Source organism: Myroides albus (assembly GCF_024722315.1).
In the GTDB taxonomy this organism is placed as follows: Bacteria; Bacteroidota; Bacteroidia; order Flavobacteriales; family Flavobacteriaceae; genus Flavobacterium; species Flavobacterium album_A.
On record NZ_CP102754.1, the window covers coordinates 1,037,590 to 1,054,602 of the forward strand.

11 protein-coding genes are annotated in these 17,013 nt (G+C 34.8%); 2 read left to right on the plus strand and 9 right to left on the minus strand.

The features are described from left to right. The first annotated feature begins 60 nt into the window (after positions 1-60). Positions 61-2,088, plus strand: coding sequence for a M3 family metallopeptidase (locus NWE55_RS04965; RefSeq protein WP_155091354.1), 2,028 nt, complete (start codon positions 61-63; stop codon positions 2,086-2,088). A 186-nt stretch (positions 2,089-2,274) separates the two neighbouring features. On the opposite strand, the gene NWE55_RS04970 is transcribed toward NWE55_RS04965, so the two are convergent. From NWE55_RS04970 to NWE55_RS04980, 3 genes are all read right to left on the minus strand, one after another. Further along, entirely contained in the window at positions 2,275-2,823 is a 549-nt protein-coding gene (locus NWE55_RS04970) for a hypothetical protein (protein ID WP_155091353.1), read from the minus strand. A gap of 149 nt (positions 2,824-2,972) precedes the next feature. Next, positions 2,973-3,851, minus strand: a complete 879-nt coding sequence (locus NWE55_RS04975) for a pirin family protein (protein ID WP_155091352.1) — start codon at positions 3,849-3,851, stop codon at positions 2,973-2,975. Positions 3,852-3,988: 137 nt separating this feature from the next. Further along, positions 3,989-10,096 (minus strand): alpha-2-macroglobulin family protein, encoded by a 6,108-nt coding sequence (locus tag NWE55_RS04980; RefSeq protein WP_155091351.1) that lies wholly within the window; start codon positions 10,094-10,096, stop codon positions 3,989-3,991. Positions 10,097-10,386: 290 nt separating this feature from the next. Between NWE55_RS04980 and NWE55_RS04985 the strand changes: the two genes are divergently transcribed. Further along, entirely contained in the window at positions 10,387-11,370 is a 984-nt protein-coding gene (locus NWE55_RS04985) for an alkaline phosphatase family protein (RefSeq protein WP_155091350.1), read from the plus strand. 325 nt (positions 11,371-11,695) lie between these two features. Here the strand turns inward: NWE55_RS04985 and NWE55_RS04990 are convergent, their stop codons facing one another. The 6 genes from NWE55_RS04990 to NWE55_RS05015 all read right to left on the minus strand — a co-directional run bounded on the left by NWE55_RS04990 (position 11,696) and on the right by NWE55_RS05015 (position 16,983). Beyond that, positions 11,696-12,085 (minus strand): hypothetical protein, encoded by a 390-nt coding sequence (locus tag NWE55_RS04990; RefSeq protein ID WP_155091349.1) that lies wholly within the window; start codon positions 12,083-12,085, stop codon positions 11,696-11,698. Between the two features lie 161 nt (positions 12,086-12,246). Further along, entirely contained in the window at positions 12,247-13,803 is a 1,557-nt protein-coding gene (locus tag NWE55_RS04995; protein WP_155091348.1) for a M20/M25/M40 family metallo-hydrolase, read from the minus strand. A 140-nt stretch (positions 13,804-13,943) separates the two neighbouring features. Continuing rightward, positions 13,944-14,624 carry a hypothetical protein gene (locus tag NWE55_RS05000; protein WP_155091347.1) on the minus strand — a complete coding sequence of 227 codons (681 nt, stop codon included), beginning with the start codon at positions 14,622-14,624 and terminating at the stop codon, positions 13,944-13,946. Between the two features lie 289 nt (positions 14,625-14,913). Beyond that, complete coding sequence (locus NWE55_RS05005; RefSeq protein WP_155091346.1) at positions 14,914-15,576, minus strand: hypothetical protein; 663 nt, start codon at positions 15,574-15,576, stop codon at positions 14,914-14,916. After that, complete coding sequence (locus NWE55_RS05010; RefSeq protein WP_196216215.1) at positions 15,569-16,258, minus strand: hypothetical protein; 690 nt, start codon at positions 16,256-16,258, stop codon at positions 15,569-15,571. The genes NWE55_RS05005 and NWE55_RS05010 overlap by 8 nt, the downstream gene beginning before the upstream one ends. A gap of 23 nt (positions 16,259-16,281) precedes the next feature. Further along, positions 16,282-16,983, minus strand: a complete 702-nt coding sequence (locus tag NWE55_RS05015; RefSeq protein ID WP_230381496.1) for a hypothetical protein — start codon at positions 16,981-16,983, stop codon at positions 16,282-16,284. Positions 16,984-17,013 lie beyond the last annotated feature (30 nt).

Below are 17,013 nucleotides of genomic sequence, written 5' to 3' on the forward strand. Positions count from 1 at the left end.
AACAAATTCCTTGAAAATAACGTACTTTTATACTTTAAATAAAAATTAATTATACAAGATATGTCGGCATTGAACAATCCATTTAACACAGTCCATGGAACAGCTCCATTCACTCAAATTAAAACGGAAGACTATATACCTGCTTTCCAAAAAGCAATACAAAATACAAAAGCAGAGATAGACGCTATTACTGCTAACGCTGCAACACCTACCTTTGAAAATACCTTAGAGGCTTTAGCGTACTCAGGGATGGAATTAGATATATTGTCTAATATCTTCTTTAACCTGAACTCAGCTGAGACAAATGATGAGATGCAGAAAATAGCACAAGAAGTTGCTCCTATGCTATCAGCATTGAGCAATGATATCTCTTTAAACGAGGAATTGTTTAAACGCGTAAAAGCAGTTTATGAACAAAAAGAGACACTGAACCTTACTATAGAACAAGAAACCTTATTGACAAAGAATTATAAAAGCTTTGTCCGCAATGGTGCATTGTTATCAGAAGATAAAAAAGAAAGATTAAGAGCAATAGATGCAGAGTTATCTACAACTGCGTTGAAGTTTGGAGAAAACGTATTAGCAGAAACGCATAAATACCAACTACACCTTACGGAGGAAAAAGACCTAGCTGGTCTTCCTGAAGGTGCTGTAGAAGAAGCAAGAGCTTTAGCTGAACAAGAAGGTAAAGAGGGGTGGGTATTCACATTAGACTATCCAAGTTATATCCCCTTTATGACCTATGCTGATAATCGTGAATTGCGCAAGGAGATGGCTATTGCAGCTGGTAAGAAAGCCTTTCAAGACAACGAACACAACAATGAAGCTAATGTTTTAAAGATTGTGAACCTACGTCACGAAAGAGCTAATCTATTAGGATATGCTACACATGCACACTTCGTATTAGAAGAGCGCATGGCACAGAGCCCTGATAAGGTAAATGCTTTCTTAGAGGAGTTGTTAGCGAAGGCTAAGCCTGCAGCTGATAAAGAGTTTGCTGAATTAACTGCTTTTGCAAAGAAGATAGACAACATTGATGTATTGCAAAAATGGGATGGTTCATACTACTCTGAGAAGTTAAAACAAGAGCGCTTTAGCTTAGATGACGAATTACTTAAACCTTACTTTCAATTAGAGAATGTATTAGACGGTGCTTACCAAGTAGCGAATAAGCTATACGGATTAGTGTTTACAGAAGTACAGACTATAGAGAAGTACCACGCAGATGTGCGTACATTCGAGGTAACGAATGAGCAAGGAGATTTTATAGCTGTGTTCTATACAGACTTCTTCCCACGCAAAGGAAAGAGAAACGGTGCTTGGATGACTTCATTCAAAAACCAATATATCAAAGACGGCATCAATGAAAGACCGCATATCTCTATCGTGTGTAACTTCACTAAACCAACTGCTACTAAGCCTTCATTACTTACATTTAACGAAGTAACAACGCTATTCCACGAGTTTGGACATGCATTACATGGTATGTTAGCAAATACAACTTATCCATCGTTATCTGGAACTAATGTATATTGGGACTTCGTAGAATTGCCAAGTCAAGTGATGGAGAACTGGTGTTATGAAAAAGAAGCTTTAGAGCTATTCGCTAAACATTACCAAACTGGTGAAACTATCCCTATGGAATTAATAGCAAAGATCAAAGAGAGTGCGAGCTTCTTAGAAGGAATAGCTACAGTACGTCAATTGAGCTTCGGTCTATTAGATATGGGATGGCATGGTCAAGACCCTACTGCTATCACAAGTCTAAAAGACTTCGAAACAAAACAATTTGCTTCTACACAACAATATCCTGATGTAAAAGAGAATGCAATGAGTACTTCATTCTCCCATATCTTCCAAGGTGGTTACTCATCTGGATACTACAGCTATAAATGGGCAGAGGTATTAGATGCTGATGCATTCGCATACTTTAAGGCTAATGGCATCTTCAATAAAGAAGTAGCTACTAAGTTTAAAGATTATGTTTTATCTCAAGGGGGAACTGATCACCCAATGACATTATACAAAAATTTCAGAGGTCAAGAACCTACTCCTGATGCTTTATTAGAAAGAGCGGGATTGTTATAAGTTAACGGTGGACGGTTTACAGTTAACAGCTGTAGACCGTTTAACTATAATCACAAAACAACTAAGCCCATTGCAGTGCAATGGGCTTAGTTGTTTTATATAGAAGATAACCTATATTGTAGTTATTAGATAGCAGAGGCAATCTATTGCCGTCTCTAAAGCAAATTACTAACCATCAATTGTAAACTATAAAAAACATTCTTCATTATACTCATAATCATCCAAAGTAATTGGCATCTTATCTGCCTCTTTTAGATTTTGTTGTGCCTCATTAAAGCGCTCTACTTCAGAATCTACCTCTGGGGTTTTAATACTGCCCAAAAGTGCTTGAATGCGATCTAATTCTCTTTGCTTATCTTCACGCAAATATCCCTCTGCTAATTCACAGACTTCACTAAATATCTTACCGCCTACCAACTTTAAAAAAACAGCATCGGTTTTATCATTATCTATACCGTCATCTTCACTATAGACAATATTGTAATTTCCAATAATCTGTATAGCTTTCTGTAAACGCAATTGATCTGCATCTCCTAAAGAAGCCATCATTTTATCTTCTGAGTCCATATAGGCTTCCATATCCTCTACGGCTAACCTCAGTTCATTTGTTTTTACTTGTTCTTGTATTACCTCAACTTTACTCTCTTTTTCAATTACAGCAACTTTTACTGCTTTGTCTTTACAACCAACAGTGAAAAGTGATAACATCAATAAGGTTAATCCTAAGTGTCTCATATATCTAATTTAAAAAACAAATGTAAATCATAACCTATCCATGAGACAATAGCTATAAACAGCTAATTCGAAAATAAAAATGGAGAGATGATTACTCTACCTCTCCATTTATTCAAACAAAACAACCATAAATTGAGTACTCAAATTCATTAATCCTCTAAATCCCCAAATTTACCAGCGTTGAAATCATTTACGGCTTCTATCAACTCTTCTCTTGTATTCATTACAAAAGGACCATAGTGCTCGATTGGTTCGTTAATTGGTTCACCTGCCATGACAAGCACAACTGCATCTTTGCTAACTTCTACATCAAAATTCTCACCATCGTGTTGCATAACAACAACGTGATCGGTTGGAACAGCATATTCCCCGTTGACAATTATTTCTCCTTCGATTACTAACAATACAGTATTATAGTGATCTGGAAAAGTATAATGAGCCTTTGCCCCAACCTTACCTTTTAAATTTGATAAGTGAATTGGAGTAAATGTAGATGCAGGACCTTTTGTCTCCTCGTATTCTCCAGCAATAACTTCTACAAATCCAAGACCATCTTTTAGAGCGTACTTTTTCATATCTGAATGCTCTATCGCCTGATATTTAGCAGGACCTTTTTTATCCTTTGCTGGAAGGTTAACCCATAACTGTACCATCTGAAACAGTCCCCCAGTTTTACTCCATTCTGTTTCGTGAAACTCTTTGTGCAATACTCCAGAAGCAGCAGTCATCCATTGCACATCACCTTCTCCAATAATACCTCCACCTCCACTGCTATCACCGTGTTCTACACGTCCTTTATAAGCGATCGTTACTGTTTCGAATCCTTTATGAGGGTGAACACCTACACCTCTCGGAATTTCTGATGGTCCAAACTCATACTTAGAATTGTAATCTAACATAATGAATGGATCCATTCGCTTCATACTCATTCCAGGCATGCTTGGAATAAAATTATGTACTCTAAAACCATCTCCTACAAAGTGAGCTGGTTGCGGTGCTACGATTTGTTCTATGCTTTTTGTTTTCATATCTCTTTGTTTTTTGTATTACAAATTTACGACCAACAATCTCCTTAAACACTTAACCTACAACAAGAAGCAAATCGCATAAAAAAAGGAGACTTACGATGTAAGTCTCCTTTTTTCTATATTAAACAGTAATAATCTTATTTAATCTCTACGTTAATTCCCTCACTATGTGCACTCATCTCAGGAGCATACATACTTTGCATTGTAGTAATGCCATTAGAGAATGATCCTTTTGAACTCGCTCTCAAATCATACTCAAAAACATAGGTTCCCCTTTGCATTCTTGAGATAAAAAAGTTCGTTGAAGCATCTCTTGTTTCTTCGTAGTACGACAATTCTCTACCCCATCTATATCCAGACAATACCGTTGTAGGTTCAAATCCACTTGCTCTCATATCTTTGATATGAACATAATCCATATCCCTATCTATCTCAATTTCTAAGCGTACTGTAATTTTATCCCCTACTTTAACAGGAGTAGCAGCTGTGATTTCTTGTAACACTTCTCCTTTATCAGTATTTACCTTGATAAATAATTGTTTATTAAAACGGACTCCTGTACTCGAAGAAGTTATCTTATCTATATTTTCAAAATATTGCCAATACATTGCCCCATAGGCTATCCCTGGAGAAGTTTTCTTTACTTCAACCGACTTCATCAATGGATTAATCTCTCCTTTTGACCAAGCTTGTTTAACATATCCATTCGTTAATTGTTCTTCTTTTACAATATCTAAAGGTTCCCCTCCTATCTTAATACTAACTCCTTGCTCTGCATCAATCCATGACTTGCCAATTCCCATTAAAGCGTAAATTGCTTTAGCTGTTGCATGATCAGAAGACCATCCATTTGTTTGTTTGTTCTTCAACAACCATACTTTCATATTCTCGATTTCTTTCTCATACTTGGTCGGGTTAATCTCATTAGCTGCCTCAAGTAATAAAACTTGATTTACTATAGGCAATTGATACCATAAATACCCTGATTTATTGTTCTTCCAATAGGTACCCATTTCATCCGTTTCCACTGCTTGACTAAAGATAGACTTCAACAACTTATTTGCTTTACTGGTCTTCCCATAGCGGTTAGCAATAATGGCATGTACCCCTCTTGTATAGACATCTTCAGCAACATCTGCATCTTCAGCATTTTTCAAGTAGTAATTAAACATCGTTGTATATTCCTCCTTGATTTTGATATCGTCAATAAAGAACGAACGAACGTATAAATACTGTGCATTTATAGGAGCATAGTTTTCTTTCTTGTTTTTCATTTGACGTTGGTAACTCTTGAATTGTTCTCCATCAATATACTGAATAGCATTAGACAACATCGTTTTATAATCAAAGCCCAAATCACCTGATAACATTCCCATCTTTTTTAAGGTTCCAAAACCTTCTACGATAGATTGCGTAATGAACAAGTTTGAATCACTTCCTGCAAACCAAGGGAAACCTCCATCATTGTTTTGCAGTTGAGCTAACTTAGTAAACTTATCTTTACGGTCTAATTGCATCTCATTCAAATCGAATAACAAAGCAATGCGTTTCATTCTATCTTCCTCTTTCTCTGCTTGAACTAACCAAGGTGTTTCTGCTAACAATATTGAGCGTAGTTCTTCATTCTTACTTAAACGCGATGTAATTTCACCTGACTTATTCCATTGATCAAATACTCTTTTGATTTTAGGATTGCTATTTATAATCCCTGTAGAGATAACATTGGCATAAAGTTGACGGAATATGCCATCTGTATTTTTTACGTCATTATCCCTCAGACTTGGCAAGGAGAATACAGCATTCCACAGCGGATTTGTAGTCATCTCAAAAGTCAATCTATAATCTTGCGTTGTATTGGTTCTGCCACTTTCTAAGCGATCGAAATTAAAGTGTTTATCTTGTCCTTCTTTCACGTAAATAGGCATCACCTCTGTTAGTAATATATTATTAGTTAATACAGGTAATACAGATTCTTCACCATCTGAATACTCACCTGATTTAGCTACAACTCTATATACAACTGCTTGTGTGGTTTCAGGAACACTGATAGCCCATTCTACTACAGCAGATTCTCCTTTTTTTGTTGCAAATGCTTTTAGATTCTCGCTATTAGCAAAAGTTTCATCTATTGGCTGCATTGTCACAGCATCGAAAAACATTAAAGCTACTGTTCCATTCAGATCCTTACCACTTAAATTAGCCACTTTAGCTGAAATATTCAATTTATCTCCTTGTCTCAAGAAACGCGGTGTATGAGGAATAACCATTAGCTCTTTCTGCGTTTGGACTATTTTCTCAATATAGGCACTCTTCAAGTCTTTCGTATGTGCAAAAGCCATAAACTTCCACTGAGTTAAAGCCTCTGGTGCCTTAAACTCAAACACAATATTCCCATCTTTATCTGTTTTAAGTTGTGGATAGAAAAATGCCGTTTCATTCAGATTACTTCTACTTTCAATTTGCGCTAACTCTTGTAGAGCTGCTTCTTTCGTAGTAACTAAGATTACACCATTTGCTGCTCTACTACCATACAAAGCAGTAGCTTCATTTCCTTCTAAGACATTCATTTCTGCAATTAAATTTGCTGCAGGCAACTCTGTTCTTACTTCTCCATCTACAACATATAATTCTCCTGCTTCAAGTGAAGGACCTACACCTTTTGCACCTTTTGGTCTTACTCTTCCAATACCTGGTTCAGCCATAGCGGAAGCCATAACAGCTCCCCCCTTAACAGGACTTGGTGGCGCAGAAGCTAAGATAGCATCAGAAGAAATGTTATTCCCCTCAGCAATAGAGTAATAATTATACGAAAAACCAAAAGTGTTTAGTTTTATTAATTCAGGTATATAATAAGATTCATAACTATCAATAGTATATAAGATAGTTGTAGGATAATTTATATTATCAAATACTTTCCTAAATGAGTAGTAGTTACTATTATCATAATATTCTTTTCTTTTCACAAAACTATGATTCATGGAGTGAAAAGTAAACTCGTCTAACGATTTATCATACATAGATGCTAAAACCTCAGCAAATACTTTATCTTTTTGTTCTCCTTTTATGGTCAAACTCCATGATTCTTGCTGACCTGGTGCCAACTTATCCCTGAACGTTCCCATTTCGATCGAGATACTTTCTCTATCTTGTGGCACAGTAATACTGATAGACTCCGTTTGATATAAATTATCTTTAACTGCTGTAAAGTAAACGATTGCTTCTCCTTTGTATTCTTTCTTAATTGGCAGTTCTATATTCGTAATTCCCTTGTCAATCACAACCAATTTACTTGATCTACGCTCGCCCAATGCATAAAGCTCCACCAATACTTTTGTCTGATTAATGGCAGCTCTCAACTTAAAAATGGCTGAGCCTCCGTTTGTATAAGTACCTTGCGTTTCTTCTACTTGAATTAAATCACTTAATGGTGAAGTAGTATCTAACTTATTGACCACCTGCACAAGCTGATCAACTTCTATCAATTCGCCATTTGCTCCGATTACTTTACCTTTTAAGACATAAGACCCTGACTTAATTGTATTCGATTCTTTCCAAGTAATTTCCTTTGATTCCTTGGTATTAAATCCTCTTGTAAAGATTGCCTTTCCCTCTTTCCACTTTTTCTTATCCAATTCATTACCATATGGCAAATAAGGAAACAGTTTCACAAATTCACTATAAGAATATACTTCTTCGTCACTTAACTGATAATGCTTTTTGTTTAGGACACGTGTAGGATATAGGGATTTCAGCTCATACAAGGCAACCTCCCCTGTTGTAGGGTAGTCTTCCTGATTTAAAGTCTTAGTTGATATTGTAAAACGAGCTAAATCCTCTGGAGTTAATACATTTCCTAAACCAAAATCAAGCATAACTGATTTATTACCTACTCTTACTATACTTGAAACAGAATGTGTTTCTCCTGTTTCATCCACAACATCAACATTGACGGTATATAGATAAGTTTGCGTGCTGTCTTTATCTACTTCTTCTTTCTCCGGAATAGCTTTAAAGTCAACAGTAAACTTTCCGTCCTGATCTGTAACTGTTTCGCCTTGTTTAATTTGCTCTATAGGATAATAAGGTATAGACATTCGCTTATACCATGGCATAAAAGTGTACTCTATAGATCGATCAATGCGATAGACAACTTTAGCATTGCTGATTTTCACTCCTGAAAAAGCGATTGCTTCTCCCGTCACCGTAACTTTATCATTAATTTGATATGGTTTTTTAACCTTGTCTACTTTTACCTCAAACTTTGGACGCTTGTATTCTTCTACGCTCAAATACTGTACTCCATTTGCCCCTTGTACTTCAATACTATATCTGCCCAATCTTCCACTGTTAGGCAATACGAAAGATCCTTGAATTGAACCAAACTCATTAGAAGTCAACTTAAGTGTCGCTACTGAATTGTTGTCAACGTCCTTCAATATAACCTCTACTTGCTTATTTGGTTCTATCTTTTCTTTCACCCCTACAAGAGAGGTCAATATGCTTTTAAAATATACTATTTGACCTGGTCTGTAAATTGCTCTATCAGAAAAAGTCTTTGCCAAAGAATACTTTTTATCTTCTATTTCATTTAAGTAGTCATTCTTATAATATCTATTTGAATAAATAATATTATCGCCTTCAAAAGAGAAATTTCTATTTCCTGTTTGTTTATCTAACGACAAGTCATGCTCCCCCTTACTATCGGTCACTATAATTGTTTCCCAATAGTTCTTATCATCCTTATCACTTCTCGAATTTGCCACTTTAATACGAGCGTTTGCCAATGGTTCACCTGTTACTCTATTATAGGCACGCAACGACTTTTTCCCAAAGACAATAACTTTATCAGTTACATTTACAGGAATGTATTCTACGTTGTCTTTTCCGTCGATTAACTTATCAAATGGAGAAGAACTCACAACGATGAAATACTTACCTGCTGTTAGAGCATGAAGAGCGACGTGTGATGCATGTGTCTTATAGTCATCATATTTCTTTAATGACAATTCATACGAATCTACACGCGTACTTTGCGTTGTTAAATATGAATACCCCTCTTTCTGATGTAGATCAAATTCGAACTCGTTGCTATTGTTCTTATTTTCATTGGCATAAATATGTACATATACCTTATCTGTATTTTTGTACTCTACAAATAGGGGAATGTGTTTATTCTCTAGTGCATAAGTTGAAGTTCTTATTGCAATTTTGGCATTACTTATATTCTGTTTAATACTTGTAAAGAACTTTTCTTCTTCAACTGTGATTTTTCCCTTTAGCGTAGACAAAGCTTTATCTGCAAAAGCCAATACTTCTTGTCCTTCAACTTTAAAGTCATTTGTCACAGAATACTGAGAAAAATTATCGTAAAGAAACTGAGCGTACACTTTATTGACTGCGACATGAGTTGCGTTCTCCTTCAGCAATTGTTCATAAAGTGCCTTTTTATCCACTGAAGTCAAACGATGATTATTCTGAACTTGATACAAGCTGACATAAAGTACCAAATCTTTTTGATTTCTCTTCTGCAAATCACTGATTACTTCTTTTTCATATTTTTCTCCTTCTAACGTTTTAGCCTCAATGTCTTTTTCACTTAAAGTATAGTCATAACTAAACTTTAAGAAATTAGCATAGTCTAAACGAATAGCTTCGTAAACTGAAAAATAGGATAAGTCAATAGAAGACTTCTTGTCGTATAAAAACAATAATTGCCAATCCTCTACTAAAGTAAATGGATATTGCTTACTCAAGGCGATTGCACTCTTATAGTACTTGTTTATTTGGAGATCTAACATCTCTATAGTAGCAAAGCGAATATCGCTATTGTCATTTTTATCTGCTAATGCTGTCCTATTAGAAATTGTATAGAGATTTTCACTTTTATAGATAACGTAAAGTTTAGCTATATACGCATCTATAACTGCAGCATAAATACCACTTGCACTTTTGCGTTCGTCTTCAAAAGAATCCATTATTACGTTGACATTATAATCTTGTTCAGCCTCCGTAGTAATCATGATTTTCGCCTTATAAAACATCGCTTTCAAAAGACTTGCTTGGTCTTTTTGTTTACGAGATAAGTCAATAATCTGTTCTACTTCAGACCTCATTTCTTTAACTTCATAATTGCGCTCTTTATCCAGAACGTTCTTCCAAAGTTTAGAAAGCTCATTATTACTTCCCCCCTGTCCAAATGTAATAATAGGAGCAAAAAGCATTAAATACATCCCTATATTCTTCATAATTCTTTTTTATAATATTCTATAAAGTTACTATAATAAGAAATGACATTACCAATATCTCATCACTTCTTCAAAAAGAAAACGAGATTTGTCGAAAAGAATTGTGGTTTAACACCTTTAAATAATATACTCGCATCTCTTAATATCCCCTTATTAAATACAAGAGATCTATTAATAATTTAGAAACAATACCCCTTTTTTCCCAACTAATACTTCACAATTTGATAATACTAAAATCTCTTTATTCACATTTATACTTGGTTACTTTGATGAAACAAAAATTATAAAAAATGAAAAAAACAATTATTCTATTTTCAGCACTTTTTACCTTGATGGCATGCTCAAGTGACGACAACAGCACTAAAATCACTGACAACGAAAAACCAATCGAGAAACCAGAAGAACCAGGCAAAAAGTACAAAACAGAAAATGTGATTATTCTTTCAATTGACGGGCCAAGAATGTCTGAGACATGGTTAGAAGAAAAACAACAATACATCCCAAATCGCGTAGAACTACTCAAGCAAGGGGTGTTTATCAACAACTTCCAAAACAATGGTATGACGAATACGAATGCGGGGCATACTGCACTTATAACGGGAGTGTACGATACTATAAGTAACAATGGTAAAGAATTACCTACTTATCCTTCTGTTCTACAACAGTGGTTAAAACACAGCAAAGCAGACTCCCTAAAAGCATGGGTAATCGTTTCTAAAGATAAATTAGCTGTACTAAACAATAGCAAACAACAAGAGTGGAACAATAAATATATGCCTGCAACGGATGCTGGTATAGCAGGTAACGGAACAGGATATAGAGAAGATATGGTTACCATGAATAACTTAAGAGATGTCATGGTTAAACATTCTCCAAATCTAATCGTAGTTAACCTAAAGGATGTCGATTCTTATGGACACGGAAATAATTGGAAGAAGTACATCGAATCTATTCAAATTACTGACCAATCAATTAAGGATATTTGGGACTATATCCAAGCACTACCTCAATACAAAGACAAAACAACATTAATCGTATCTAATGACCATGGAAGACACATTGACGGGCACAAAACAGGTTTTAAAGATCACGGAGATGATTGTACAGGATGTCGTCATATAGAGTTTTTTGCTATGGGACCTGATTTTAAACAAAACGCTACTATTTCAACTGGAAACTACGAGCAAATTGACGTAGCAAGCACTGTAGCTGAATTATTAGAATTTCCTTTAGAATACGCAAAAGGAAAAGTAATAAAAGATGCTTTTAAATAAGCTATACAAAAAGAGATCATTCTCGATTATACGATAAACCCATAAACAAAAGGTCATTATATGCATCATGGAGTTTGCATTTATTGATAATAAGCGCACTATAGTAATATTAACAAACTAATAAATGAGCTTTAAATCAAAATCATCTTCTCCTAATGGGCTAACACATAATCGAAGCTTAAGATAATTAAGGCAATATATCACTGTCCAAAAGAAAAGAGGGTATCTAAAATTTAGATGCCCTCTTTTTCATTTATCTATTTTACAATTGTTGCATATTATGTTACCTTACAGTAAAATAGCCATCTTTGCAAACCAAGTTTACCTATAACTTAGGATAAATCGGATCTGTGATAGGCTTAGCTGGACTTACATATACTTTTTTACTTTTAATGTATTCTTCACCTCCTACTTTACCTTCAACCAAAACAGGTACAACTACGTTGCCATTAGGTCTAATCTGAAAATAGTCAGACTTAAATACTTCATTCTTTACTGTCGTTAATTCCAATCGTCCATCCAGTGCTAAATTTGCTGTAGACACGACTTTATAATTAAAACTGGTATACTCTTTTCCAGATTTATCTACCATATGAGTATTAATAAAATCCGCAGTTACATCTTTATCGTTTACTGTCATTCCACCGTCATCAGAAGAACAGCTAAAAGCCAAACTACTTAATACCACTGTTAAAACCAAAGCTATTTTTTTCATATTATCTCATTTTAACACAAAATAAAAAAAATAAATTCACAATACCTCTTAAACAGAACACATTTTAACACATCATCAAGTAAAAGTATCCAAAAGAGATCAAATACGGCTACTTTCTAATAAAACTAAAAAAGGGATACTGAGTTCAGTATCCCTTTTCTTTACTCTTGTTTGCGTTTTGGTCCCTTAGAAACAGGCCATTGTTGACGTTCACCTTTTTCATTTAAAGGAAGAACAACCTTTTCTCTTGAAACTAATTCTTCTTGTTCGCTCGCCTTATAGGCTAATATAGCTATCAAGATAGCATTATTTTGTATATCGTCATACACGATTTTATCTGCAGTATCTCTATTGGTATGCCAAGTATATTGTCCGTATCCCCAACTCAATGAACTCAACATAAAACCTGGTATGTCTTTACTCACAAATGAAACGTGATCAGATCCTCCTCCAGAAGGAGAACCAGGAAAATGTGTTTTAAGATCTTGCTTAAACGAAGTAGGTACTGCATATAACCAATCTGATAGATATTGATAAGCATGTAAGAATCCCTGTCCCGAAATATTTGCAATACGTCCAGTACCATTATCTTGATTAAAAACTACTTGAATCTTGTCGTGCAGTTCTGGGTGATCTGCAACAAATGCACGAGATCCATTCAATCCTTGCTCCTCACTTCCCCAGTTTCCAATCAAAATGGTACGCTTAGGATTCGGCAAAACTGTTTTCAAAATACGAACTGCTTCCATCATCGTGATAATTCCAGTGCCGTTATCAGTTGCTCCTGTTCCACCATCCCAACTATCTAAATGTGCAGAAAGAACAACATATTCATCTGCTTTTTCACTTCCTTTAAACTCTGCTATGGTATTATACGTTTTGGCAGTTCCAAGATCCTTAGACTGCGCATTGATATTTACCTTTGGAGTAATTCCATTCTCCGCCAATCTGTAGAGTAGTCCATAATCTTCTAATGACAAATCTACTACTGGAATTTTATTAGTATCTGTTCCGAATATTTTATTCGCTCCCATTACCCCACTCCAAGATGACTTTATTACTCCTACAGCACCTGCATCTTCTAATACTTTAGGTAATTCCTTTTCAGTAAACCCAGTATTCTTAAGGCGTTGAGACCATGCCTTTGATGCTGCGGTTCTTGCTACTGTCATTTTTGTATAAGATTCTTCTGTAGCGTACTCCTTCCACTGATAGTCTGGTCTTCCACTCTCCTGATGCATTGAGATCATGACAAACTTGCCTTTAATCGTAGATAACCAAGAGTTAAACTCTGTAGTGTTCTTTGCATCCACAAGTAAAACTACTTCTGCCTCAACTCCTTGCTTTTTAGTTGCGGGGCTCCATGCTAACTGCGTTCCTTCAAGGCTTTTTAACCTTGGAGAGGTCATCGTAATCTGAGTAGTACCTCTTTCCCATCCTTTCCAAGTTCCATATTCTTCATTACGAGCTTCTAATCCCATAGCGATATATTGGTCTTTTACCCAATTATGTGCTTGCATCATTTGTGGTGTTCCCACTAAGCGAGGCCCAATGACGTCCATTAGTTCAAATGCATAATTCTTTAATTGGGAATTAGCTGTCCCTTCTTTGACAATTGCTTCTACAATTGGGTCTTGTGTTGTTTGCGAAAAAATAAATGAACTTGAAAATAAAGTTACTCCAAGTACTCCTACTTTTATAGCCTTGTTAATTCTCATTTTGGTTAGTTTTAATAAAATTATAGGCCAGCAAAATACACAATTAGTACCTTAAGTACAACAGAACTACTCACTTATCTATAAAAAGTGACAATCTTTAACAAATTCACATAAAAAAAGGTGCTTCAAGCACCTTATATCTATTCGTAATATTCATATTCATAGAGAACTCTTGATACGACAAGATCCTTTACTGATTTTTCTAACACAGCAGGATTCCCCTCTTTATCCTTGCCCCATACTTTATAGGTTTGTTCTCGCTTTTGTTCACTATCTCTATCCTCTCTGATCACTTTCTGGATTGTATTATCATCATTATAATAATAACTTTCCACTATGTTAAACGCTATATCAGAGACAGTTCCATTACTTTCAATAGATAGCAATTGTCCTTTATCGTTGAAAGAATGTATTTTATTAGATATAAAATCTCCATTCTTTTGATAGGTGATTAACTGGTTATTTGAATTCCATTCCTCTGTAGATATAATCGGAGAAACACCCTCTATCCCTTTTACTTTCAGTTCTCTTTTGTTTCCTTTATATGGTTCGTAATCAATCTTTGAAACGGACAAATCAACGTTTCCAACCTCTGGTTCTTGAACAACTAAATAGCCTTCTACACTTGTAATAAACCCATCTGTATTAAAGTGGTAAACACTTTTTTGAGTTTCAAACTTCTGTAAATCTGTAGTTATTTTTGTATACGTTTTGACTTTCCCTTGTAATCCTTCTACTTGTAAATCATTTTGAACCTTACTATCTTCCGTCTTACAACTGGCCACCGATATTAACAACAACAATAACACTAACTTCTTCATATCTTTTATATATTATTTTTAACATAGAAAATTAACACTTTTACTCCAAATAAAAAAATACTTTAATAGACAAATAAATCCCCCTAAGATCTTATATATTCCATATCTTCGATTTAGCACTTCATTTCCCTTTTTAGATTTAGGGGGCCGTGATTTATACCCACTGGTAAAATTCTTAACTATAGCATAGACTTTACTTTATCTTTTATACCTGATAATTGTAAGTCTATAGGTACTGTGCTTATATCTGTTAACTATACATACCAGTATACACAAAAGCGGTATTATCTTATTCATAATATTCATAGGTATAAGTTATCGTAGTTATAAAACCATCTCGGTGATTATAGACTGTCTCCATAGGATTGCCCATAGCATCTAATGCTCCTTGTGCTACCTCAGTATACTGAACGAATAAATCATCAGTGGTAATGACTATACACACGAGCTGTCCTTCTTCACTATATTCATACATTTCTTCGCTACCCATATCATGCGTCTTATTCGTTTCATAAATCAGTCTACCTTCAGCATCACATCTGCCCAATATAGTTTTATTATTATTCGATGGAAAAACTGCATAAATAGTACTGCGATACTCAGTAGGGTATAACCATTCCTGTACTTCATGATAATCTCTATTGGTAAAACCGCTAATTCCTTTAATCTCTCTTTTTTGATTCTCATAGGCACCATAGACTAAACTCTTTTTAATAATTTTTAGCCCCGTACTCTCACCTATACTATATGCTGTTACAGATTGTATATACCCCTTATCATCAAAGTTATAATCTGTATCATCACCCCATTTAATATTTGATCTATCAGTATAAGTATGTACTTTAAGTCTTTTGACCTTACCCTTCAGGTTCATCAACTGCCAATCCGTGAGTGGTTGTGCCTGTGCAGACGCAAACAGCATTATACACAGTAACGTTACTATCTTATTCATAATATTCATAGGTATACTCTAATTCATAATTAGCATCTATGTCCTCACTAGATATTTTTTGTCTTGTTACATTAGCATACTTATCGAATGTTAAATTAGTTACTTTAATCTTACCATAAGACTCAGTCATAAAACTTGATTTCTCCAACACTTTATACCCCTTCTCATCATACTCGAATATATTCCTAGATATAGTATCCACCTGACTTTTACCTATATACTCTCTTAATACTACCTTATAGGATTGTCTCCCCTTATCATCTGTCTTTACTACCTCCTTATGTATCTGTCCTTTTTCTTCTTCATTATCTATCGTTGTCATATACTCATCCCTAGTAAGCCACTTAGTTGTTGTCACATCATATAACTTATGATCTGCCCCATACGTTTTACTAATTCTAGTACTATCTTGATAAGATGTATATTCCATTCTAGCCAATAAAGAATATTCTCCTGTCTTAGTCTCATCTAAGAGCACCTCTTCTGATATCTTATATCCTTGCTCATCATACAGAGTGATTTGCTTACTTGCTGCTCCTAATAAAGCAACGAAACTATTAGCCACTCTACTCTTCACCTTTCCATTTAACCCTTCTAACTGCGTATCAGGTATAGGGGTAATGGTATCTTTAGTACAACTCGTTAGTACTAACACTAGCATAAACAGTAAACACTTTTTCATTTCCTTTACTTTAGCCTTTTTTATTAATCGTAATATTCGTAGGTGAAGGTTTTATTAAGCACTAATACATCATCCTCGTAATGCTTTTGTACTATTACATTTCCCTTAATATCTAGTTCTACATTTACCACTTTCAACTCTGTAGATGTATTTTTATTTAAATCATTTACTCTAAAACTAATTAAATATCCTTCTGTATTGAACGTATTAACTGTCTCTAATCTTTTACCTGGCAAATCGGTTGAACTTCTAAATTCATCTTCGTACAAACTTTTTACTAAAAGTCCTTTTTCATTAAATGTTTCAGTAGTTATGTTAATCAAAACTTCTTTTTCTTCACTACTTTCTCCCCACGAAATGCCATTACTAATATTAAGGCGAACACTATCTGACTGCCACTCTTCTGTCCCCTTAGCTATCTCTACTTTATCACCTAAAAAGCTTGTCGTACTTCTTTTATTACCTTTATATGGTTCATAGTTCTCCATCATATTTAAAAACATAGTAACATCAGGTGCTTTATCATCAGAAACTGACATTTTTTTAGATAGATAATACCCCTCTTCATTATAAACATTTACTTCTTTAAAGTATGCACTTTCACCTACCCCATTCATAACTATTTCCATATTCTTCACCTTTCCCTTTACCCCATCCACTTGCCAATCTGTAGGTATTTGCCCTAAACAAGAGACAGAAATAAGTATAAAGGCCAATATCAACATATTCCTCATATCGAATTTTATGTTAAAGAT